The 23,373-nt window shown below is 38.2% G+C and carries 27 protein-coding genes and 2 pseudogenes; 28 read left to right on the forward strand and 1 reads right to left on the reverse strand.

Annotated elements, in window-relative coordinates:
* The first annotated feature begins 187 nt into the window (after nucleotides 1–187).
* The 25 genes and pseudogenes from Ami3637_RS11215 to Ami3637_RS11330 all read left to right on the forward strand — a co-directional run bounded on the left by Ami3637_RS11215 (nucleotide 188) and on the right by Ami3637_RS11330 (nucleotide 15,804).
* Nucleotides 188–499 carry a hypothetical protein gene (locus Ami3637_RS11215; protein WP_162362660.1) on the forward strand — a complete coding sequence of 104 codons (312 nt, stop codon included), beginning with the start codon at nucleotides 188–190 and terminating at the stop codon, nucleotides 497–499.
* 447 nt (nucleotides 500–946) lie between these two features.
* The gene (locus Ami3637_RS11220; protein ID WP_162362661.1) at nucleotides 947–1,597 is read left to right on the forward strand and encodes a phage scaffolding protein; all 651 of its coding nucleotides are present in this window, start codon (nucleotides 947–949) and stop codon (nucleotides 1,595–1,597) included.
* 47 nt (nucleotides 1,598–1,644) lie between these two features.
* Nucleotides 1,645–2,220 carry a hypothetical protein gene (locus tag Ami3637_RS18650; RefSeq protein WP_330586618.1) on the forward strand — a complete coding sequence of 192 codons (576 nt, stop codon included), beginning with the start codon at nucleotides 1,645–1,647 and terminating at the stop codon, nucleotides 2,218–2,220.
* Nucleotides 2,193–2,621 carry a hypothetical protein gene (locus tag Ami3637_RS18655; protein WP_330586619.1) on the forward strand — a complete coding sequence of 143 codons (429 nt, stop codon included), beginning with the start codon at nucleotides 2,193–2,195 and terminating at the stop codon, nucleotides 2,619–2,621. The genes Ami3637_RS18650 and Ami3637_RS18655 overlap by 28 nt, the downstream gene beginning before the upstream one ends.
* Nucleotides 2,622–2,671: 50 nt before the next feature.
* Entirely contained in the window at nucleotides 2,672–3,079 is a 408-nt protein-coding gene (locus Ami3637_RS11230; protein WP_162362662.1) for a head-tail connector protein, read from the forward strand.
* Nucleotides 3,076–3,411, forward strand: a complete 336-nt coding sequence (locus tag Ami3637_RS11235) for a hypothetical protein (RefSeq protein WP_162362663.1) — start codon at nucleotides 3,076–3,078, stop codon at nucleotides 3,409–3,411. The genes Ami3637_RS11230 and Ami3637_RS11235 overlap by 4 nt, the downstream gene beginning before the upstream one ends.
* Nucleotides 3,408–3,821, forward strand: a complete 414-nt coding sequence (locus tag Ami3637_RS11240; RefSeq protein ID WP_162362664.1) for an HK97 gp10 family phage protein — start codon at nucleotides 3,408–3,410, stop codon at nucleotides 3,819–3,821. Before Ami3637_RS11235 ends, Ami3637_RS11240 begins: the two co-directional genes overlap by 4 nt.
* Nucleotides 3,811–4,218: a phage tail terminator family protein gene (locus Ami3637_RS11245; protein ID WP_162362665.1), complete on the forward strand. Its 408-nt coding sequence runs from the start codon at nucleotides 3,811–3,813 to the stop codon at nucleotides 4,216–4,218. The genes Ami3637_RS11240 and Ami3637_RS11245 overlap by 11 nt, the downstream gene beginning before the upstream one ends.
* Before the next feature lie 15 nt (nucleotides 4,219–4,233).
* Nucleotides 4,234–5,271: a phage tail sheath C-terminal domain-containing protein gene (locus tag Ami3637_RS11250; RefSeq protein ID WP_162362666.1), complete on the forward strand. Its 1,038-nt coding sequence runs from the start codon at nucleotides 4,234–4,236 to the stop codon at nucleotides 5,269–5,271.
* Between the two features lie 16 nt (nucleotides 5,272–5,287).
* Nucleotides 5,288–5,764 carry a phage tail tube protein gene (locus Ami3637_RS11255; protein WP_162362667.1) on the forward strand — a complete coding sequence of 159 codons (477 nt, stop codon included), beginning with the start codon at nucleotides 5,288–5,290 and terminating at the stop codon, nucleotides 5,762–5,764.
* Nucleotides 5,765–5,814: 50 nt separating this feature from the next.
* Nucleotides 5,815–6,218: pseudogene (locus Ami3637_RS11260) on the forward strand (phage tail assembly chaperone).
* Nucleotides 6,219–6,399: 181 nt separating this feature from the next.
* Nucleotides 6,400–8,370, forward strand: coding sequence for a tape measure protein (locus tag Ami3637_RS11265; protein WP_162362668.1), 1,971 nt, complete (start codon nucleotides 6,400–6,402; stop codon nucleotides 8,368–8,370).
* Between the two features lie 2 nt (nucleotides 8,371–8,372).
* Complete coding sequence (locus tag Ami3637_RS11270; protein ID WP_162362669.1) at nucleotides 8,373–9,044, forward strand: LysM peptidoglycan-binding domain-containing protein; 672 nt, start codon at nucleotides 8,373–8,375, stop codon at nucleotides 9,042–9,044.
* A 10-nt stretch (nucleotides 9,045–9,054) separates the two neighbouring features.
* Nucleotides 9,055–9,992: pseudogene (locus Ami3637_RS11275) on the forward strand (XkdQ/YqbQ family protein).
* On the forward strand, nucleotides 9,989–10,321 hold the full coding sequence (locus Ami3637_RS11280; RefSeq protein WP_202931046.1) for a DNA helicase: 333 nt from the start codon (nucleotides 9,989–9,991) through the stop codon (nucleotides 10,319–10,321). Before Ami3637_RS11275 ends, Ami3637_RS11280 begins: the two are co-directional and overlap by 4 nt.
* The gene (locus Ami3637_RS11285) at nucleotides 10,318–10,710 is read left to right on the forward strand and encodes a DUF2634 domain-containing protein (RefSeq protein ID WP_162362670.1); all 393 of its coding nucleotides are present in this window, start codon (nucleotides 10,318–10,320) and stop codon (nucleotides 10,708–10,710) included. Before Ami3637_RS11280 ends, Ami3637_RS11285 begins: the two co-directional genes overlap by 4 nt.
* Nucleotides 10,710–11,726 (forward strand): baseplate J/gp47 family protein, encoded by a 1,017-nt coding sequence (locus tag Ami3637_RS11290; RefSeq protein ID WP_243157994.1) that lies wholly within the window; start codon nucleotides 10,710–10,712, stop codon nucleotides 11,724–11,726. Before Ami3637_RS11285 ends, Ami3637_RS11290 begins: the two co-directional genes overlap by 1 nt.
* Before the next feature lies 1 nt (nucleotide 11,727).
* A complete protein-coding gene (locus Ami3637_RS11295) occupies nucleotides 11,728–12,267 on the forward strand; it encodes a putative phage tail protein (RefSeq protein WP_162362671.1) in 540 nt (179 codons plus the stop codon).
* Entirely contained in the window at nucleotides 12,267–13,034 is a 768-nt protein-coding gene (locus tag Ami3637_RS11300) for a hypothetical protein (protein ID WP_162362672.1), read from the forward strand. The genes Ami3637_RS11295 and Ami3637_RS11300 overlap by 1 nt, the downstream gene beginning before the upstream one ends.
* Nucleotides 13,035–13,045: 11 nt before the next feature.
* A complete protein-coding gene (locus Ami3637_RS11305; RefSeq protein ID WP_162362673.1) occupies nucleotides 13,046–13,597 on the forward strand; it encodes a hypothetical protein in 552 nt (183 codons plus the stop codon).
* A gap of 14 nt (nucleotides 13,598–13,611) precedes the next feature.
* On the forward strand, nucleotides 13,612–14,013 hold the full coding sequence (locus Ami3637_RS11310; RefSeq protein ID WP_162362674.1) for a hypothetical protein: 402 nt from the start codon (nucleotides 13,612–13,614) through the stop codon (nucleotides 14,011–14,013).
* A gap of 79 nt (nucleotides 14,014–14,092) precedes the next feature.
* Nucleotides 14,093–14,308 (forward strand): hypothetical protein, encoded by a 216-nt coding sequence (locus Ami3637_RS11315; RefSeq protein ID WP_162362675.1) that lies wholly within the window; start codon nucleotides 14,093–14,095, stop codon nucleotides 14,306–14,308.
* Nucleotides 14,309–14,383: 75 nt separating this feature from the next.
* On the forward strand, nucleotides 14,384–15,196 hold the full coding sequence (locus Ami3637_RS11320) for a C39 family peptidase (RefSeq protein WP_162362676.1): 813 nt from the start codon (nucleotides 14,384–14,386) through the stop codon (nucleotides 15,194–15,196).
* A 10-nt stretch (nucleotides 15,197–15,206) separates the two neighbouring features.
* Nucleotides 15,207–15,542 carry a hypothetical protein gene (locus tag Ami3637_RS11325; RefSeq protein ID WP_162362677.1) on the forward strand — a complete coding sequence of 112 codons (336 nt, stop codon included), beginning with the start codon at nucleotides 15,207–15,209 and terminating at the stop codon, nucleotides 15,540–15,542.
* Nucleotides 15,532–15,804 (forward strand): phage holin, encoded by a 273-nt coding sequence (locus tag Ami3637_RS11330; protein WP_162362678.1) that lies wholly within the window; start codon nucleotides 15,532–15,534, stop codon nucleotides 15,802–15,804. Before Ami3637_RS11325 ends, Ami3637_RS11330 begins: the two co-directional genes overlap by 11 nt.
* A gap of 30 nt (nucleotides 15,805–15,834) precedes the next feature.
* Here the strand turns inward: Ami3637_RS11330 and Ami3637_RS11335 are convergent, their stop codons facing one another.
* Nucleotides 15,835–16,467, reverse strand: a complete 633-nt coding sequence (locus Ami3637_RS11335; protein ID WP_162362679.1) for a copper amine oxidase N-terminal domain-containing protein — start codon at nucleotides 16,465–16,467, stop codon at nucleotides 15,835–15,837.
* Nucleotides 16,468–16,660: 193 nt separating this feature from the next.
* Here Ami3637_RS11335 and Ami3637_RS11340 point away from each other — a divergent pair, with 193 nt between their 5' ends.
* The 3 genes from Ami3637_RS11340 (at nucleotide 16,661) to Ami3637_RS11350 (ending at nucleotide 23,372) form a co-directional block, all read left to right on the forward strand.
* On the forward strand, nucleotides 16,661–17,110 hold the full coding sequence (locus Ami3637_RS11340; RefSeq protein ID WP_162362680.1) for a hypothetical protein: 450 nt from the start codon (nucleotides 16,661–16,663) through the stop codon (nucleotides 17,108–17,110).
* Between the two features lie 30 nt (nucleotides 17,111–17,140).
* Nucleotides 17,141–17,866: a hypothetical protein gene (locus Ami3637_RS11345; RefSeq protein ID WP_162362681.1), complete on the forward strand. Its 726-nt coding sequence runs from the start codon at nucleotides 17,141–17,143 to the stop codon at nucleotides 17,864–17,866.
* A 715-nt stretch (nucleotides 17,867–18,581) separates the two neighbouring features.
* Nucleotides 18,582–23,372, forward strand: coding sequence for an InlB B-repeat-containing protein (locus tag Ami3637_RS11350; RefSeq protein ID WP_162362682.1), 4,791 nt, complete (start codon nucleotides 18,582–18,584; stop codon nucleotides 23,370–23,372).
* The last annotated feature ends 1 nt before the right edge of the window (nucleotide 23,373 follow it).

A 23,373-nucleotide genomic window follows, 5' to 3' on the forward strand; every position in this document is an offset into this window, starting at 1 on the left:
GGAGAATGTGTTACTATTGTTGACGTGTGTGAAAACGTCATTAAGGATACGGTCCTGCCGAATACTATTAAAAGGGTTGAGAATTGGCAAAAGGTTTGTAGGAATTGTAAATATCACGATAATTAAGTACCGCATAAGCTAAATGCTTAGCGGTATTTTTATATGTAAAATTGAGGAGGGGAGTAATTTGAACATACCAGAAATTGTGCGCATAGGAGGAGTTAAATATGAAGTAAGATACGAAGAAGGTCTAAATAATGGTACTTCATTGGCTTATGGGCATATTGATTACGATAAGACTATGATTAGGCTTGCGCCTGGCTTGCAAAGTAAGCAGGGAGAATGTAAAACACTATTACATGAAATACTTCACGGGGTATCTAAACATTTTGATTTAGAAATTGAAAATGATGAAAATACTATAGATGCACTTGCAAGAGGCTTGTATATGGTAATTGTTGATAATCCTGAAATGTTTGGTGTAGTTCCCCAATTATAGGTTATAATTGGGGAACAATCAAGTTATTTACCGGACTTATTTTTAGTAGGATCTACTAGATTATAAGATTGTCCCGGTTTTTGTGTAGGAGGCGCTGTATGGCCTTTAGGTATAGTTACTTCCTTACCTGTATGACCGCCTCTTGGGCCAACGACTTCGTATTGACCGGATTTAGGTGCTGTTTGGCCTGGCTTTATAGGGACATAAAATCAACTCCTTTCTTACTAAATTTCAACTTAAGTTAATACTAATATAATAGCACTTTTATTAAAGAGAGTAAGAAAGAATTGGTATTTTTTAACATGATAATTTTAAGATCAGTATTCTGGTCTTATTTTATGTCCGAAATGACGTTTAAACTATTAATTCCCTCTTGCAGATAGAGGCTTAAACTCTGCACCACAGCGGAGACACCGCAAATAAAAACAAAGTGGTAGAAAGGATTATATGGAATTTTTAAAAGAAATTTTAGGCGAGAAGTATGCTGAATTTGAAAAGCTTATAAACGACTATAACGTTAAACCAGAGAATAAGGAGAAACAGATTAAGCTTGCAGATCTAGGAACCGGTGAATATGTCGGTAAAGGTAAATATTCTACCATGGAAACAGACAATAACAATCTTAAGGAACAGCTTAAGACAGCCAATGGTACAATTGAAACCTTGAAGAAGAGTAACGGGGATAACGAGACTTTACAGAAAACCATTAAGGAGCATGAAGAAACAATCAAGAACCTTAGAGTAGATTCTGAAAAGAGTAGAAAAGAATATTCCTTGAAAGATAAACTCAGGAGCATAGATGTCACTGATCCGGATTACCTCATTTATAAGCATGGTGGAGTTGATAAGTTTAATTTCGATAAGGACGGAAATCCAATAGGCCTTGAGGAAACCGTCAAGTCGTATAAAGAGTCAATTCCACAGATTTTTAAAACCGGCAAGGCTGACACAAATTATAATCCTGCAGGTGGTGATGGGTATCAGGGTAAAAATCCTTTTGCAAAAGATACCTTTAATCTTACAGAGCAGGGGAAGCTATTAAAATCTAATCCGGCACAGGCCAAGGAATTGGCTGCAGCTGCCGGTATAACAATTTAAAGAAAGGTAAAAGGTGAAATTATATGGCACAAACAAAAATTGCGGACGTGATAGTCCCCGAATTATTTAATCCGTATGTAATTAATCGAACAATGGAACTCTCCGCTTTATTTCAGAGTGGAATCATCACAAACAATGAGGAATTTGATAAGCTGGCAAGCGAGGCAGCAAGAACACATAATATGCCATTCTTCGAGGACCTGAACGGAGAATCAGAGCCAACATTAGAAGATGTTAAGATGACACCGTCTAAGATAGGTTCAAATAAGGATGTGTCCACTACTATCTTAAGACAGAAAATGTGGGGATCATCTAATCTGGCTGCAGCCTTGGCCGGTGCAGATCCAATGAAGGCAATTGGTGATTTAGTTGCAGGATTCTGGGCAAGAGATATGCAAAAAGAATTAATTGCAATTTTAAAAGGTGTATTCGGTACATATACACCAAGTGGTGGCTCCGCCACGACACCTATGTTAAATCATATTTTGGATTTGACAGCTTCTGGCACAGCAGCAGCTAAAATTATAAGTGCGAGTGCGTTTATTGATGGGTGTCAGCTCTTGGGAGATGCACAGTCCCAGTTGACGGGGTTGCAATGCATAGTGCTACTAAAACCTATCTGAAGAAAAAGAACTTAATTGCAACAGAAAGAGATTCTACTGGTGTTGAATTTGAATCATATCAGGACCGTAAAGTTACTGTTGATGATGGATGCCCTGTAGACAGTGACGGAAATTATATTACATATCTCTTTGGAAACGGAGCTGTTGCGCTTGGCAATGGTAGCCCGGTAGGACATGTTGCAACTGAATTTGACCGGGATAAACAGACCGGTGGCGGTATTGATTATTTGATTAACAGAAAGGCGTTTATACTGCATCCAAGAGGAATCGCGTATACCGGCAAGACAAGAACTAAGGTGGAAACTCCTCTTAGAACAGAGCTGGCAATGGCTGAAAACTGGAATCCAGTATATGAGCCAAAGCAGCTTAGAATTGTTGCCATTAAGCATAAGTTGGGATAAATATTTAAGGGTACTGAGTAATCAGCACCCTTTTTTAAGGAGTTGATTAAGTGCATATTGATAAACTTATTTCAAAAGTAAAAACCAATTTAAACATTACGGATGCAAGCAGGGATCTAGCAATAAAAGATATACTACAAAATGTGATGGATTATTGTAATCTTCCTAAAATACCAGTTGAGATTACTGCTGAAAGACAGGGAATAACAGCTGAGGAAGCGTATGCATTAATTGATTTGCCGGTTGAGTTGGAGCCTTTCGTAAGAAAAAAGCTGCAGGGTATTATTAATTATGAGGCTGAGAATGGTACGGATACCGTATTTGATGTAAAGTCCATAAAGGAAGGTGATACAAACATCACCTATAATGTGGACCAGAACTTTTCAAAAGATGCAGTTTACGGCTTATCTGACGTGGATAAAAAAGCACTCCATCGTTTTAGGAGGGTTCAATCATGAGTGTACTTGAAAGGCTATGGAAAGATAAGATGGCTGTTTATCGGTGGGAAGAACAAACAATAAATAATATTACCTCAAGTGATGAAATACTCGTGGCTACTGACGTAAAATGCCAGTACAGCAAAGGTTCATTAAATGACGTTGGAGAAGATGGTGCACCTAATTTGGTTAATTCCTATACTTTATTTTGCGGCATTAATACTGACATAAAAGAAGGCGACAAGGTTATCGTAACGCAAAGAAACGGTAAAAAAATTACTTTGATAGTTGGCGAAGGGTTCCCCTATACAAACCATCAAGAATTTAACGTAAAGCGAAGTGAAAAGGCGTGAGCAGCAACCAAGGGCGAAACCAGGCAGCTATTAATAAGTTCAGATCAGAACTTCAAAGCATGTTTGGGGACATAAGGGAAATTGATGTCAAGGTGCTTGATAAATCAGTTAACGTGGGTGCACGAAACGCCAAGGAAAACACACCTGTTGCAACGAGTTTTATGCAAAAGAGTTGGCGAGCTGTACCGGCAAGGAAGTCCAAACAAGGAGCAGAGAAAGAATTAATTAATACTGCAGATTACTCATCTTATGTAAATGATGGACACCGAATAGTAAATAAGCTTGGGGAAACTATTGGGTTTATTAAAGGTAAATTTATACTTGAAGGGGCAATAAGATTGGTGGAAAAAACTTTAAAAAATGAATTTGAAAAAGAAGTGGAAAGGGTGAATAAGAAGCATGGTAAATAGTATAAAACAGGCCATAGCAGATAAACTGGTGGAACTGTATCCGTTAAGCACGGTTTATGATGAAAATGTACCGCAAAACTTTAAAATGCCTTCCTTTCTAATTTCACTTATCAACCAGGATTATGAAAAGAGAATCAATCAGAAGTATAAAAGCTGCGTATCTTTTAATATTGACTATTTTAGTGGACAGTCTACTGCAAAAATAAACTTAGATTGCCTAAACGTACAATTAGACCTGTTTAGAGCGTTTGATTTAATAGGCAGTTATAGAGTGCTTAATAAGCAGGCCAAAATTACAGACAAGGTATTACATTTTACTTTTGATATTAATTATTCAGAAATGATTCCTGAGACTGGTATAGTAATGAAGTCTCAAACAACAAATACAAAACTATAGAAAGAAGGTTGAAAAATGGCAGGAACATGGACAACGCAAAATAAAATATTACCTGGTGCCTATGTCAACTTCTTAACTAATACGGCTTTATCCATTACTCCGGGTGATCGGGGCGTAGTTGTATTGTTACAGGAAATGAGTGTAGGTGCTGCAGGTAAGATGTATACCATTACATCTGCAGACGCAAGTCAGTGGCCGGAAGGCGCTACGGCAGCGGATAAACTGCTTACGTCGGAAGCCTTAAAGGGTGCTAAGACTGTTATAGTTTATAATTTAGGCACCGCGCATACGGCAGAGGTACTTACTGCAGCGTTAGCTGCATTAAAGACCATTGAATTTAATGTTTTGTGCTATCCTTATGACACAGATGCGAACCAAGCAGCTATTGTTACATGGGTTAAATCCATGAGAGATGATGACGGCGTAAAATTACAGGCAGTGCTTACGGATCACACAGCAGACAGTGAGTCAGTAATTAATGTGGTACAAGGAGTTAAACTCTCCAATGGCATGGCGCTCACTGCAGCACAAGTAACAGCATGGGTGGCAGGTATTACAGCAGGGGCAAATATAAATAAATCGAACACAGGCCAGTCTTATCCCGGAGCAATCGACGCAGTACCGAGGATGACTAAAACAGAAATGGAAACAGCTATTACAGCAGGGAAGTTTATTTTAAAAGTAGATTCTGCTCAAAATGTTAGTGTGGTTTATGATATTAATTCACTTACCACATACTCTACGGGAAAAAGCAAATTATTCCGGAAGAACAGGCTGATTCGTACTATTGATAATATAAATAATGACATAGTGCAGATTTTTGAAAGCAGCTACATTGGAAAGATAAATAACAATGCTGACGGTAGATCATTATTAAGAGCAACTTTGATTGAATATTTCAATACCCTTCAAAGTTTGTCGGCAATTCAGAATTTTACTGCTGATGATGTAACTGTTTCCGCAGGTGCTGATTCTGATGCGGTATTGATTAATTGTCATATCCAGCCTGTTGACAGCGCAGAAAAAATTTATATTACAGTTAATTTGGCTTAAGAAGGGAGGTCTATAAATGTCTGATACTTATACAAAATTAGCTGATACTTTATCTTCCCATGAAGGTAAAGCGTATATCACAATTAACGGAAAAAACAGAGAACTCTTTGAGCTGTCATCCATTACTGCACAAATTGAATTGACAGTAACCTCAAAACGGATGTTGGGTACCAGGATGACTCAGCACAAAGTTACAGGTGCAGAAGGCACAGGAAGCATGACGATGTATTTTGCTAATAGCGAAATGCTAAAACAGACTTTAACGTATCTAAAAAATGGCACCTACCCACCTATAACCATTCAGACTTACAATGAAGATACGCAGTCTACTGTAGGCAGGCAAGAGGTTGTACTTGGGAATGTTATTCTTAATTCCATTCCTGCTGCATCGATTGATGATGGTTCAGATGATCCAATTACCTTTGATACAGATATTACGTTTGATACAATTGAATGTTTGCGGACTTTCGATTTACCAGAAAATTTTAGATAATTTACAGAGGGAGCTGAAAGGCTCCCTTTTAAGATGAAAGAGAGGTATATATGAGTTCTTTAAACGCATTTTTAAATCCTATACAGGTAGAAAATAAAGAGGTTGTTGTTTCTGAAAGGTTCAGAGAAGATGGAAAGGCCGTGCCTTTCATAATCAGACCTATAACTCAGGATGAAAACAATGCACTTATTAAAAAATTCTCTAAAAAAGACAGAAAGGGGAATGAAACTTTCGACAGAACAGAATACGTCCAGGCACTGACTGCTTCTGCTGTTATTTTTCCGGATCTGGCTAATGCAGAATTACAGAAAAGGTATGGGGTACTAGGGGAATCAAACTTACTAAAAAAATGTTATTAGTGGGAGAGTACGCCACCCTGGCACAGGAGGTCCAGGAATTGAGCGGACTGAATGAAGATATTAATGAGGATATTGAAGAAGTAAAAAACGAATAAAGCAAGGTGAGCAGGAATTTAACCTGGCCCACTTTGCTTTACAAAGATTACATATCCTGCCTTCTGTTCTGGCTAATATGAGTCAAAGAGAAAAGGCTTTTGTATACGGAAGTATTTGCACCAGGATGGAGAAAGAAAAAGAGGATGAGAAAAAAATAAAGCGGAAAAGAGGTAAGTGATAATGCCTACATTATCAGCTATGTTTAAGTTATACGATGGCTACTCAAACACCATTTCAAAAATCAGCCAAAAGACAGCTGACGCTACAAATAAAATACTAAGAGCGAGTGGGGCGACTGATCAGTTTAACCAAAAGTTAAAAAATACTAGCGCGAGTGCCAATTCAGCTACAGGTAGTATTGGTAATTATGTAAGGGCAGCTCTTTCAATCGCAAGTGCAGTAAAGGGTATGAGCATTGTTGATACTTATATAAATACTCAGTCCAGGCTTAAACTTATAAATGATGGACTTCAGACCCAATCAGAGCTGCAGGATAAAATCTTCGCTGCAGCAGATCAGTCAAGAGGCGCGTATGCCAGCATGGCCGGCTCTATTGCAAAACTTGGTATGCTTGCGGGGGATGCATTTAGTTCAAACGATGAAACAATAAAGTTTGCCGCGTTAATGCAAAAATCTTTTAAATTGAGTGGAGCTAGCACTGAAGAACAAACGGCGGGTATGTACCAGTTAACACAGGCCATGGCAGCAGGGAAGCTGCAAGGAGATGAATTTAGGTCTATTATGGAAAATGCTCCTATGCTTGCACAAGCCATAGCGACTTATACAGGAAAAACTAAAGGAGATTTAAAGCAAATGTCCGCGGATGGAACAATCACTGCTGACATTATTAAAAACGCCATGTTTGCGGCTGCTGATGAAATAAACGAAAAGTTTAAAAAAATGCCAATGACTTTTGGAGATGTTTGGAATAAATTTAAAAACAGTGCAACAAGGGCATTCAGCGATACATTTAAAACAATTAATAAGCTTATCAACTCCTCCGGATTCCAGTCCATGTTTAACAATGCTGTAGGCGCCGTATATACACTTGGCAGCGCTATAAATTGGATAATCCAGATTACAACAAAATACTGGAGCTTCATTGGTCCCATACTGATTGCACTATCGGCTTCAATATTAGCCGGCATAATAATGAAACTTGGCAGTATAGCTGCTTTATTTGCAAAGCTCAATTTTCCTGTATTTCTGATAGTTGCTGCCATAGGCTTATTAATTGAGGGACTTGATAAGGCTGGGATTTCCATGCAGGAGTTTTTCAATATAGCGAGTCCTCTTTTAATAGCCATAGGTGCTGTACTTCTGGCAAGTATTATTAAAAAACTATTCCTGATGATTCCAGTTTTATGGGCACAGGCTGCAGCCGTCTGGGCACAGGTCGCAGCATGGCTTATACTTCACTGGCAGGTACTCTTAGTTATTGTTGCCATTGCATTAATTGTTATAATTCTGCAGGCATTGGGTGTAAAAGCATCACAAGTGTTTGGCTTTATTGGTGGCTGTATTGGCGTAGTAATCGCTCTACTTCAAAATCTGGGAACTGCAGTTTACAATGCATTCATTTTCGTCCTAAAAAGTGTAGATGAAGTAGTTACAAGCTGCGTCAATGATGCAATAGCAGCAATCAATTTAATTATACGGGCTCTCAATAAAATTCCTGGGGTTAAGATAAATCTTATCGATGGCATAAATGAATCATATGGAGACCTTAAGTACCAGAAATTTGCAAACCTGTCTGAAGCTTACGATGCCGGCTCTAAGATTGGGAAAAAGTTTTATTCTTCGGCCAGTGATAAGCTGGGAAGTATAGGCAGTAAGCTCGGTGGATTTATGAAAGGACCTAATTTGAATGACCTTGCAAGCGGGCTCGGTACCACCGGCAACCCTATGAAGGTTGAAGGGACGGGAAACGACGGTAAAGTGGATGTGAATATGTCAGATGAGGATCTGCAATATTTAAGAGATATTGCAGAGCGTGATTTTGTTAATAAGTTTAGCACGGCCACACTGGCGCCAAACATTCAGGTTACTTTTGGTGACGTTCATGAGACGGCAGATGTGGATAAAATGTATAAGCGTATGGGCAAAATAATGCAACAGCAGCTTGCATCCGTAGGAGAGGGAGATTATTAAAAATGAGTAGTTATGCTATATTTTTCGATTATGAAAATCAAACATATAGGCTTCCTGTAAATCCGGAACAGATAGAAGTAAAAAGTACTATGTCAACGGAAAAATATAAGGTGCTTAAATTGGGTGAGGTAATTGTGCCCACCAGCATGGAGCTCAAAGAATATTCTTTTGAGTGTGAATTACCTCATACGGCCTTGCATTACGTACAGACATCAGAGAAGTTCCAAAATGCGGATTACTATATTAATCTGTTTGAAAAATGGAGAAAGGCTCTTACCCCTGTAAGATTTATCGCCAGCAATGGAATAGGCGATGATATTAATACCTTAGTCCTGATAACAGAGCTCACCATTATAGAAAAGGCAGGGGAAGAGGGAGACAAATATGTGTCTTTTGGTTTAACAGAATATAAGGAGTACGGGAAGAAATCCAATGTAGTTATGGTTTCAAATTTCTCAGCAACAATAGTGTCAAAATCAATAGTTGCCGCATCAGGGTTGAGCGCTAAAAGCAAAGGCACACACACAGTTGTAAAGGGAGAAAATCTCTGGAAGATTGCCAAGACTTATTATGGGAATGGAGCACTTTACACGAAAATATACAATGCCAATAAGGATAAAATTAAAAATCCGTCTCTTATTTATCCAGGGCAGGTTTTAACAATACCGGGTTAGGAGGAATTTGATGGAATTTTTAGTTAGAGTTGACGGTGAGTTCTACGAAATTAGCGAATTGATAACCAAAGTTACTTATACCGATAATTTGAATGACGGATGCAGCAAGTTAGAGTTTTCTTACGTTAATGATGATTTAATTATTACTAATGGGAGTGTTGTAAGGTTTAAATATGGCAATGCAAACATTTTTAATGGAATAGCGTTTAAGGTAACCAGAAGCGATGAAAAAGAGATCACGGTAACAGCGTATGATCAGTTAAGATATTGTAAAACAAAAGATTCAATCGTAATTAACGGCGAAACTGCTACAGATATAATTAAAAGGATGTGTAATTATCTTGGATTACACATAGGGTCATTAACAAATACTGGATACATTTTGCCAGTAAGCGTGCAGGACGACAAAACATGGCTAGATATAATTTACAACGCATTGAGTGATACGCTAGTTGGTACGGGTAAAAAATACGCCCTGAGAGACGAATTTGGTTTGATAACATTTCGGAACTTAGATAGCCTTAAAAGTAATCTTATTTTAGGTGATAAAAGTTTATGCTATGATTTTAATTATGAAAAATCAATAGACGATGACTTCTATAACCAAATTAAATTATACATAAAAGGGGATACCGCGAGTACAAGTCAATTTGTGGGGCCAAAGATGAAAAATCAATAAAGAAGTATGGTATGCTACAGTATTTTGAGACTTTAGATAAAAATTCAAATGCGTCACAAGCCAAATCTAAAGCAAATATGCTTTTAAGTTTATACAATAGAGAGCAGGAAACACTAACGTTAGATTGTATAGGTGATACAAGTATCAGAGCTGGGAGCAGCTTCTATGCTTATATATCTGATATAGGCTTAAATAAACGGCTGATTGTAAAAGAGGCTACTCATACTTTTTTACCTAATCACACTATGAGTCTGGAGGTGTCAATTTGATAAATGAGATTAAAACAATTGTACAAAATTATTTAAATAATGTAAAACTTTGCAGTTTGATTATTGGTACTGTTACAAACACCGGAATAAAAATAAACGATAAAATAACAGTGCCAAATGTTTTAATTAAAGGCAATTTGAAAGACTTTATTAGTGTAGGTGACAGAGTAAGGTTGATAAGAAATCACGGTGGACAGGAGTATTATATTGTGGAGATTATTGGTTTTGTACCAATCGCAAAGAATATGACTGTAAGTATAAATCCAATTACTATTTCAGACGGAATGACTTTATCAAGTATTCAAATTAAAGGGGTGACCAAATCATGACCCCGGAGATAATAAGCAGTGATTTTGAAGTCACAAAGGAAACTGAAACCTCAAAGACGTATAAACTATCAATCGATAAAATACAAGGCTCTGTTGACCAAATAGAGGCATTAGAACAAGCTATATATAAGGTACTTAATACTGAAAAATATGAGTATCCGATATATAGCTTTTCTTATGGGATTGATTTGGATAATTTAACGGGCAAGGATGTTGACTATGTAAAAATTGAACTTAAAAGAAGAATCCAGGAGTGCTTACTGCAGGATAGCAGAATTGAAACTGCAGACAATTTTAATTTTACTGTTAATGGGGATGAAATACTTTGTACTTTTGATGTATCCAGTATTTACGGAAAAACAACAATCACAAAGGGGGTGAATGTTTAATGTTCGAGAGTATGACTTATGAAGCAATCTTAAATGACATGTTAAGCAAGGTTAAAAACGATGTTGATAAAAAAGAGGGTTCCGTTATCTATGACGCTCTTGCTCCTTGTGCATACCAATTAGCACAGACCTATTTTAATTTAGATAATTTTATCAATTTAGTTTCCGGTGACACGGCAGTAGGGGAATACCTGGACCGGGTTGTGGCTGATTACGGCTTGACTAGAAAAGCGGCCACTTATGCTGTTAGAAAGGTTACTACTACGGGAGAGATAATGCTGGGTACCAGATGGGGACTGAATGATACAACCTACACTATTACCAGTTTAATTTCAGCAAATGTTTATAGCGCTGTGTGTCAACAAATAGGAACAATCGGTAATACGTATTCCGGAGAACTTGAAAATATTGATAATGTATCAGGCATAACTGCCACCTTAACCGATATAATAACTTCCGGAACTGATGAAGAAACAGACGATAATCTTAGGTCAAGGTTCTATGCAAAGGTTCAGGCCCCTTCAACTTCTGGAAACGCAGACAATTATAAGGAGTGGGCTCTAAAAGTATTGGGGGTAGGAAATGCTAAAGTGTTCCCATTGTGGAATGGTGCGGGGACTGTAAGAGTCTTAGTAGTGGATAGTAATATGTCTATTGACAATACTTTACCGGGTAAAGTATCGAGTTATATAGAAACTGTTAGACCAATAGGCGCTAATGTAACGGTAGCAAGCCCAACAAGTCAGACTATAAATATATCTGCTAAAATAATGTTAGATGGGTCAAAATTGCTTGCTGATGTGCAGAATGCTTTTATTTCTACAATTACAACTTACTTAAAAGATACGGTATTTGAAACGTATAGTATCAGTTATGCTCAAATAGGGAGTTTGCTTTTAGCTACTGATGGAGTTAAGGACTATAATACTTTACTTGTAAATAACGGAACTGCAAATATATCGCTTACAGATGAGCAAATGCCTATTACGGGTACTATTACCCTGACGGAGGTTTAGTATGGATAATTTAATGGAGCTGCTTCCCCCAATATATGAAAACAATACCACAATGGAGGAGTTACAAAGCATACTGGGTACCAAAATAAATAACCTGGCAGAATCCTTTAATGAAACCATAGACGAATGCTTTGTTAATACTGCATCAAGTCTTTTAGGCAGATATGAAAAGGTTTATGGATTAAAGGTAGATGTTTCAAAAAGTGATTCCTTCAGGAGAGAAAGAATCAAAGCTAAAATCGTTGGTGTGGGAACCGTAACCAAGCAAATGATTATAGACACGGCTGCATCATATTCAAATGGCCAAGTTGAGGTGATAGAGAATCCTGCTAATTATAGCTTTAAGATTAAGTTTGTCGGTACATTGGGAATGCCTCCAAATATGGCGGACCTTACGCTGACCATAGAAGAAATTAAGCCAGCACACCTATCATATACTTTTGAATATGTTTACAATACCAACAACGTATTGGCCAAACATACACACGCCCAATTATCGGCTTATACACACTATAAACTAAGAAATGAGGTGGTTAACTAATGGCTACAACGACAACTAACTATGGATTAACAAAACCAGCAGCTACAGAGTATTACGATATTGAAATCCAAAATTCAAACATGGATAAAATTGATACCCAAATGAAGCAGAATGCCGATAATATGCTAAAAAAAGACGGCAGCGTGCAGATGACAGGAGTATTAAAGACTGTTGGCGGTGGCACTGTAGGACTACCCGCTAATCAAATAGTAATGGGGCAAAATATTATTATGATTAGGGATGGCAATGTGATGTATTTTGCCGTAAATTGCTATCATGATGGAGTTAATTGGAAATACAAAGAGAATGGAAAAGCCAGTCTATTGATAATAAACGTAGACATGGAATATCCCATACTCAACACTGCAATTAGTGGTACGAAGGATGCAGTTATATCTTGGATTACTAATAATGTGCTTACCCACTTAACAGGCCTGCCGTTAACTGGTGGAACATTGAGTGGATATTTGGAAGTTAAGAGTCCTTCAAATACCAATGTTGTACTAACCAACACAACAAGACAAAGGGGCTCTTTAGTGCGTATGGCAGATGATGATACACTTTTATTTGCAAATTATAGTTTAATAGGTGTAGCAGGAAGATGCATGACATTAGGGAATGAAAATACTGAAATAAGTTCTTTACTAAAATTAAGTATCTATGGTTCAGGTACAGCTTGGAAGGTTTACGGCGAACATAACATCACATGCTCAACTTCCGCTCCAAGTTCTGCTCTTACTGAAGGTGCACAGCACCAAGTATATTGAGGTGATTAACTATGACAATATATAGAGGTGTAGGCGGTGTAAACCGTGAGATTAAACAGCAATTTAGAGGTGTTGGTGGTGTAAACAGAGAAATAAAGGAACAGTATAGGGGCGTTGGTGGATTAAATAGAAAAGTGTTTAGTAATTGGAATGGAATACTCTACAATGCAGGTAATGAGTATTCTTATATAACTGGTGGATGGATAAAATTTTACCCAGTCCCAGAGGGTAGTTCTGGTAATGTAAGTAATAATGGAACTCAATTAGTATGTACTGCAAATACTGTGTCTGATGTGGGAATGATAACAAATAATAAAATTGATTTATCAAAGTATAATTACTTATATGCACAGGTTGATTATTATTTAGGTGGTGAAAGAGCTTGGATACTAGCACAAAATTCAAATGTAAGTGGTAATGGTTTTAATTTTACAGCATCAATTTCTTTTACAGGAGCGGGTAAAATTGCATTGCCTATATCTAGCATTTCCACAAGTCATTATATTTATATCGGTGCGGCTAAGAATGGTGCAATCAAAGTAAGTAAAATATGGTTAGAATAGAAAGAGGTGTTTATATGAAGATTAAATTAAATGATAATACAGAGTTAAATGTTATATGTATAAATGGGAAGTCTACATATTTTCAAGGGGCAAACAGGGACAGCCTGGAGTTCGTTTTCAAGAAGGGTGATTATCCTTTTGATCAGTTAGATAAATTGTTCGCAGATGCAACTAAAACAAAGAAGATTTCGGTTATAGATACAGTAACCACTACAGATAAAGACGGCAAGACCGTAGAAACCCCAACAGAGCATGTCTATGACAACTACTCCCTGAGAGTTAGTATGAAAATGGAACCCGTGATAATTACTCCAGCAACTTCAACAGAGCCAGAAGTAACAGAAGAGAGAGTAATGGTTACAATGGGGCAGCTTACGTTGATTGAAAAGAAGCTGTCTGAATTAGGATTGTTATAAATAATATTTGTTTAAGACACGCAATAACGCGTGTTTTTTAATACATTTTTTAGCCAGGAATGGCAGAAAGAACAAAGATATGTTAAATAAAGAATTTGAAAAGAAGTATGATGGAGTAATCAGGAGTATCGCTATTGCAGAGGGTGGGAAGGATATGAGCGTCGGATCAGACATGCTTAAGTATGAAATCCGTGTCCATGCTGGAAGAGTAACAAGGCAGGATACATACCAGGGAATCCCAGAGGATTTTGACTGGCAGCAGGCCACGGAAGATTTAGACAGTATTACAGATTAACAACATAGGAGCCTTCGGGCTCCTTATTTCATTAAAAGGGATAAAGCAGTACCTTCTAACCACATTGAAATATCAATGTTTATTAAGTTAAATAATTGTGGCCAAGACGGTACCTTGAAAGAAGGGATATACTTGAAACCAATAAGTTATTTACAAACAGATCCTAAATGGGCAAATATAGATTACTCAGCTAAAGGAGAAAAAACCACAGTCGGCGCATCGGGATGTGGACCGTCTTGCATGGCCATGGTTATTGCAACACTTAAAAATAAAAACGTAACTCCAAAGGACACATGTGCATGGGCCTTGTCACATAGATTTAAGGCACCTAACCAGGGGACTTATTATAGTTATTTTGCTCCACAGGGTAAAGCTTATGATATATCAGTAGCACAGTTAAATGGCAGCAGCCTTTATGGTAAAGCAAACCAGTGGGCGAACGATTATCACGCAAAGGCCCTGGCGGAAGTTGAAAAAGGCAATATGGTTATATGTTGCATGGGTAAGGGCAACTGGACCAGAAGCGGACACTTTATTTTATGGTATGGTTTAGATGCAAAGAGCAGAGCACTTATAAATGATCCAAACAGCACAAAAGCAGAAAGAACATGCGCAGACTTGTCTTTGCTGCAGAGCCAGGTTAAATATTATTTTGTGGTAGATGTAGCCGGCTGCCAGAGCCATTCAGACAATTATAACAGCGTAAAAGAAAAATATGAATTTGATGATGCCACAATGGCGTATCTGGAAGCTTATAAATATGCTGACAGCCTATTTGCATTAATGCTGCAGGACAATAAAAATATGCAGAAATACCAGCTAAACACGATACTCTATATACTTGGGTATCAGTATGGCAAGCAGGTATTTGAAAAATTAAACAAGTAGGAGGGTACGGATGAACTGGATTGCACAATACTGGATTGAGGCAGGCTTTGGAGTACTCTTTACAACAATTATACTTGGGGCCAAAAGAATCTTTAATAAGTTTAAAACCATAAAAGCAGAGCAGGAGGCACAAAGCAGAGGTATACAAGCATTGCTCAGAGACCGCATTGTGCAAGCCTATTATCATTATTGCGAAGATAAAGTAATTACATTACACGGACTTGAAAATGTTAATGCAATGTATGCTGAGTATCATAGCCTTGGAGGCAACGGTACCATAACTAAATTAGTAGAAGAAATGAGAAAATATGAAGTTGTTGACAGGAGGGACAAATATGAAAATTAACTGGAAATTAAGATTTAAAAATCCGTATTTTTACATAGGCCTTTTAGGCGTAATTTTGACGGCCATGGGGGTATCTCCGGAAACTGTAACTAGCTGGGAAATTGTAAAGCAGCATGTAATTGAACTATTGAGCAATCCTTATATGCTTGGTAGCGTCATGATAGCAGTTATAGGAGTTATACATGACCCTACAACAAAAGGGCCAGCGATAGCGATAGGGCCCTTACATATAATAAGCCGAGATAAAATACACGCGAATTAGAAAAGCACGCGTAATGCGTGCTTTTTAAATTTATTCCGCTGGTACAAAAACAAAATCTGGTGGTATTAAATTAACTGGTGGAGCTTGATTATTAGCATTCCATTCATCTAATGCTTTTGATAATGACTGGACGAATGAAGGTGAAGCTAAATACTGGCCATTATAATAAACCACGTCACCGCTCATAATATTGGACCACAGTGTTTTTAAATTAGAAGTGCTGTATGGCACCCAATTCGAATAGTCCTTATTTTTTGTAGTAATAACTACAGTCTTTGTTTGATTATCCCATTCTACTTTAGCCCCAAGAGACTCCGCAATAAATCGCGGCGGAACGTAAGTGTTTCCATTAATGATTTCAGGACACGCGGATAGCTTTACATTAGAGCCACTTACTTGCGCTGTATTGGAACCAATCGTTAAAATGATTGTTGTACTATTAAGGTTAGCCTTTACCTGCTTAGATTCAGGAACCCACTCAACTTTTGCACCTAATGCCTCAAATATCTGCCTCATAGGAACAAGGGTTGTCCCATTCTTAATTATCGGATCTGATAAAAAATTCACTTTAGAGTTATCTACAAGAACGTTAATGTTTCCCGCAAAAGAGGTAATCGGGACTAAAACTAACAATAATACGAAAATTAATAAACGTTTTTTCATTAAATTCACACCCCCATAAATTTATTATATCAATACAACCAAATATTTACAATGGATAATTATTTCTAATTAAAATGTCGAAAAATGTAGAAAAACCACAGAACCTAGATATTGGAAAGATATTAGAGAAGGAATATACTAAAATATATGATTAACTTATAAACCAAAACGGGGCACTTGAAAAAGGTTCAAAATGAAGAAGATAATACTAATAATTTTATTAATAAATATATTTTCCTTATATGGATGCAATAGCCCGCCCAGTGAATCAGATTATTATGAAACCACTGAAGAGGTGAATGAAAATACTTATGAAGAAACGGGCGAATATACTTATGATGATATATATGAAGCTTATTGTGACGGATGGAATGAAGCTTGTGAAGAAGTATTTTGCGATTATGATGAGCTATACTATGATGACTATATGTACTGTTTAGAAGATTATTATGATTTTGCAGATGGTGAGCCTTGGTTAGATGAAAGTTATTCAGATACCGAATTTCCATATATTGAAGCTGACTATGAAGAAGCTTACTCACAAGGCAGAGAAAGTGCATTGGACACAATTTTTGTGATACTGATGTTTTGTGTTGGGGTGAAGATAGGTACTATCGAGATGAATTTTAAAATGATTTATTAAAGTATCTTAAGCATAATGGAGGACAAATAAATGAAAAGATTCTTAAAGTTAAATTTGACAATAATTGTAGTAATAGCCCTTTTGTTTTCATCGACGGCGTATGCAGATGTTTATGTTAAAGGCTATTTTAAATCTAACGGTACATATGTGGCCCCGTATTTTAGGACATCCCCAAATAACACTATTAATGACAATTACTCTACATACCCTAATATTAATCCGTACACAGGTAAGCAAGGTACAATAATGCCAAGCTATTATTCAAACCAGACTTATTCAAATTTTTATAATAGCTACTATGTAGATAATTCCATAATAAGATTTTCTAAAACAATTCTTGAAAGACCGTCATTTCCTGTATATATAAATGATTATAATGTAAACAATACTGCTTCAAAATATTATCCAACAATTTTAAATGGGGTAGTTTTTATTCCACTTACTGCAGAAATGATAAGCGTAATGAAGCTGAGTGGTGGATGGGATAGCACTAATGGTATGGTTTTAAAGACATCAGATATTTATCCTTCTTCTAATTTCAGCACCGCATCTACAAATATAACAACAGCAAAAAATATTGTTAAACCAACTTATCCTGTAATTGTTAATGATGTTAATTTAAATGTAGTTGACTCAGAATATTATCCAGTTGTAATAAATGATGTTGTTTACATTCCACTCTCTTCAGAATTTCATTCTAAAATAAGATTAAGTGGGGGATGGTATGAATCATTCATGGCGCTTTATTCGTATTAAGATTATGATATAACCAAATTATTACAGAAACTATACAATTTATTACATTACTAATAATAGTCCTTGTATAATGTGTGAAATTAAATTAATATGAAAGTACAAATGGTGCAATTCATCATGCACTAAACTTTCTTAATACCGAGTGTTATACTCGGTATTTTGTCGTAAAAGTTGTCGTAAAACTATAATATACGCGAATCTTATCTAGTATAATTTAATCTTAAAAGAACGGCTCAGAGTACTGAAATTAGTATAACTGAGCCGTTTTTAATATATTGTATCATTATTAATAATTCGAGTTCGACTCTCCTCATCTCCACCACAAAAAATAGAAAACAGGGTTTAACCCTGTTTTTTTTATTTTTTGTTAAATAAAGACAACTGAACTCAGGTAACCTGATGTTGCTTATGATTTACATTAATAACAGTTTTATCTAAATTAAGCAGGTCTATGGGATTCCAGAGTAATATCTAAGAAGACTGGTGAAAACAAAAGAATAGGCGTTGAGATATTGTTAGAAAAGTCAGAAAATTGTTGAAAAAAATCTCTTAAAGATATACAATTATGGTAATTATAGCATAAAACCCATCATTGTAGTGGTAACTATCAGTATTGGTAAATGAGCATTTATTTGACGGATATTAAACAGGCACGATTATTTTATATTATTTAGTGTAAAAGTTTTGAACAAATTTATTAGGAGGGAAGATAACAATGAGAATAAAAGCTAAGATAACGTCTTTTATGCTGACTTTAGTGTTGGCTATTTCGCTGTTTGTGCCAATGCCCATTTATGCGGCAGACTTTACGGATACCATAACCACAAGCAGTCAATGGACAAAAGCTGTAACCGAAATATTTGCTGATTGTGCAAGTAATATAAGTGGATATGACAATATTTATTGTTCAAATTTAGTGGCTACAAATGGAGGAAATGCCAGTAATGCACATGTGTATATAAGTGGTGGAGGCGCAAATTATAATAATATGCAAATGGGGTTTAATGGTAACGCCGATGCCACTGCCTATGACGGTAATGAAACAATTAAGTTCACTGCATCTACGCCAGGGATATATTCTTTTGACATATATGGTACTGATACAAATGTAACAAAACATATTACAATAACCGTTACAGGCGGTACTTGCAGTATGACTTTTGACTCGAAGGGAGGGAGCACTGTCTCTCCAGCAACTGTTAGCAGTGGAAGTACAGTAGCAGCCCCAACAGCCCCAAACCGAACGGGTTACACCTTTAGCGGCTGGTATGACGGGGATAATGGAACCGGTACTGAAGTCACGTTCCCATACACCCTGACAGCAGATAAAACCGTGTATGCAAAGTGGACAGCCCATCCATATACGGTAACCTATGACCCAGAGGGAGGAAGCGTAACCCCGACCAGTCAGACGAAACTGTTTGGTGCAGCTTACAATAAGGGTTCTGATGGAACAACAGATGAGGCTATGCCGACACCAACGCTTGCAGGATATACCTTTGGAGGCTGGTATGATGGAGATAATGGGACAGGAAATCAAATAACAAGCACCACAGCAGTGACAACAGCATCAAACCATACATTATATGCAAAATGGACGGTGGAGCAGCATAAGATGACCTTTGATTCAGAAGGTGGTACTACAGTCAGTGCCATAACGCAGAACTACAATACGCAGGTAGCAGCCCCAACAGCCCCAAACCGAACGGGTTACACCTTTAGTGGCTGGTATGACGGGGATAATGGAACCGGTACTGAAGTCACGTTCCCATACACCCTGACCGCAGATAAAACCGTGTATGCAAAGTGGACAGCCCATCCATATACGGTAACCTATGACCCAGAGGGAGGAAGCGTAACCCCGACCAGCCAGACAAAGCTATTTGGTGCAACTTACGGGAAGGGTTCTGATGGAACAACAGATGAGGCTATGCCGACACCAACGCTTGCAGGATATACCTTTGGAGGCTGGTATGATGGAGATAACGGAACAGGAAATCAAATAACAAGCGCCACAGCAGTGACAACAGCATCAAACCATAAGTTATATGCAAAATGGACGGTGGAGCAGCATAAGATGACCTTTGATTCAGAAGGTGGTACTACAGTCAGTGCCATAACGCAGAACTACAATACGCAGGTAGCAGTACCAACAGCCCCGACCCGAACGGGATACACCTTTGAGGGCTGGTATGACGGTGATAATGGAACCGGTACTGAAGTCACGTTCCCATACACCCTGACAGCAGATAAAACCGTGTATGCAAAGTGGACAGCCCATCCATATACGGTAACCTATGACCCAGAGGGAGGAAGCGTAACCCCGACCAGTCAGACGAAACTGTTTGGTGCAACTTACAATAAGGGTTCTGATGGAACAACAGATGAGGCTATGCCAACACCAACGCTTGCAGGATATACCTTTGGAGGCTGGTATGATGGAGATAACGGAACAGGAAATCAAATAACAAGCGCCACAGCGGTGACAACAGCATCAAACCATACGTTATATGCAAAATGGACGGTGGAGCAGCATAAGATGACCTTCGATTCAGAAGGCGGTACTACAGTCAGTGCCATAACACAGAACTACAATACCCAGGTAGCAGTACCAACAGCCCCGACCCGAACGGGATACACCTTTGAGGGCTGGTATGACGGTGATAATGGAACCGGTACTGAAGTCACGTTCCCATACACCCTGACCGCAGATAAAACCGTGTATGCAAAGTGGACAGCCCATCCATATACGGTAACCTATGACCCAGAGGGAGGAAGCGTAACCCCGACCAGTCAGACGAAACTGTTTGGTGCAACTTACAATAAGGGTTCTGATGGAACAACAGATGAGGCTATGCCAACACCAACGCTTGCAGGATATACCTTTGGAGGCTGGTATGATGGAGATAACGGAACAGGAAATCAAATAACAAGCGCCACAGCGGTGACAACAGCATCAAACCATACGTTATATGCAAAATGGACGGTGGAGCAGCATAAGATGACCTTCGATTCAGAAGGCGGTACTACAGTCAGTGCCATAACACAGAACTACAATACCCAGGTAGCAGTACCAACAGCTCCAACTCGAACGGGATACACCTTTGAGGGCTGGTATGACGGGGATAATGGAACCGGCACTGAAGTCACGTTCCCATACACCCTGACCGCAGATAAAACCGTGTATGCAAAGTGGACAGCCCATCCATATACGGTAACCTATGACCCAGAGGGAGGAAGCGTATCCCCGACCAGCCAGACAAAGCTATTTGGTGCAACTTACGGGAAGAGTTCTGATGGAACAACAGATGAGGCTATGCCGACACCAACGCTTGCAGGATATACCTTCGGAGGCTGGTATGATGGAGATAACGGAACAGGAAATCAAATAACAAGCGCCACAGCAGTGACAACAGCATCAAACCATACATTATATGCAAAATGGACGGTGGAGCAGCATAAGATGACCTTCGATTCAGAAGGTGGTACTACAGTCAGTGCCATAACGCAGAACTACAATACGCAGGTAGCAGCCCCAACAGTTCCAACCCGAACGGGTTATACCTTTGAGGGCTGGTATGACGGGGATAATGGAACCGGTAATGAAGTCACATTCCCATACACCCTGACAGCAGATAAAACCGTGTATGCAAAGTGGGGTATAAAGTCATATACCGTAACTTATAAAAACAATTACAGTAACACCGATGCAACAGATTATAATACGATGACAACGATATACGGCAGTAAAATATCAGTACCAGTACAGCCTGTAAGAAGTGGATACACCTTTGGAGGTTGGTATACTGAGAATAACTGCACTAATGCATGGAATTTCAAAAATGATGCAATAACAGCAAACACTATTCTTTATGCAAAGTGGACACAAAATCCGCAGCCAACGTATAGGGTAACATATAATGCTAACGGGGCAACTTCAGGAAGTGTACCTGTAGATAACAGTGCATATATTCCTGGCAGCAATGTAAAAGTGAAAGGTAATGTAGGAAGTCTTGCAAAAGCAGGATATAACTTTGGAGGTTGGAGCTTAAACGAAAACAATTATAGTGCAGGACAAAGCCTCAACTTGTCAGGTGATGTTAGTTTAAGCGCGGTTTGGATACCAGTACCCACAACTTACACGGTTAATTATCTGGATAATCATGATGGCGGCGGAAATTATATGACGCAAAGTAATATTACGGCAGGGGCAATTTTAATCAGGCCTACTGATCCTAATTGGGGTAGTCATCAGTTTATTGGGTGGTATAAAGAGTCTTCCTGTGTTAACTTATGGAAGTTTGATACGGACACTGTAACAGCTAACACAATGTTATATGCAAAGTGGGTGGAAAATACTTATAGTGTCAGTGGAAAAGTAGTGGACGATCAGACTTCTCCGGCAGCAATAGGAGGAGTGGTAGTAAAAGTTATACAGGGCAATATAGAATTTGGAAATGCTACAACGGACAGCAACGGAAACTTTAGCATTAGCGGCGTACCAAACGGTACATATAATTTAGTTGCCACCAAAGGAGATCAGGTAGTAATTGTTTGTATTACGGTAAGCGGAAGCAATATGACGTACAACGGAAATATTACATTACCAAGTGGAAGTAAAAACTCCAGACTGGATGTCATCGGAGCTGATACACCAAATGTAGTAGTGGACCATTTGAATACGGTGTTTACATCAACAGACAATCAAGCTGTTGCCAGCGGCAGTGCAGTCGAAATCAAGCTGACCGTACAAAAAAATGAGAATTCGTCAAACAAAGCCACGGTAGAAGCCGCCATGAGCTCTGGAGGATACTCTTCAGGAACAATTCTTGATGTAGACATAACTAAGACAACAACCTACAGTAATGGTGCAGTAACGGAGTCAGCAGTTACAGCAATCAATACACCGATTAAGCTCATTATTCCACTTCCAGCAGCCCTTCAAGGTAAAGCCACTTATGTACTTTATCGTGCTCATGATTATGGAAGTGGAGTAGTTGCAGATGCAATCACAGCCACAGCAAACGGAAACGGTGAGTATATTGAAATTAGCAGTGATAAAACTTATATAACCGCATATCTGAAATATTTCAGTACTTATGCAATAGCTTATGCAAGCAGCAGCAATAACTCTGGTTCCGGTTCGTCTTCCCATTCCAAATCCAGTTCCAGTTCACCTACTAGCACCCCTGGTACTGTAACAAATAAGGGGTTGCCATATTATGTAGATGCAAAGGGAAATAAAGTATTTATTGGATTTGCTAAAGATGTGAATGGGACGATGAAGTACATCGCACCAAATGGAAAGACGGTACTATTTGCAAACAATGAGAAAAGCTTTACCGATATTTCTTCACACTGGGCCAAGAGCTATATTGGTTTTGTCACAGAAAGAGAACTATTCATGGGTACTGCAAATAATGTATTCTCACCGAATAAAGGAATGACCAGAGCTATGTTTGCAACAGTGCTTGGAAGATTATATGAACGTTCATATGGGGTATAGA

The organism is Aminipila terrae (genome assembly GCF_010120715.1).
GTDB lineage: Bacteria > Bacillota > Clostridia > Peptostreptococcales > Anaerovoracaceae > Aminipila > Aminipila terrae.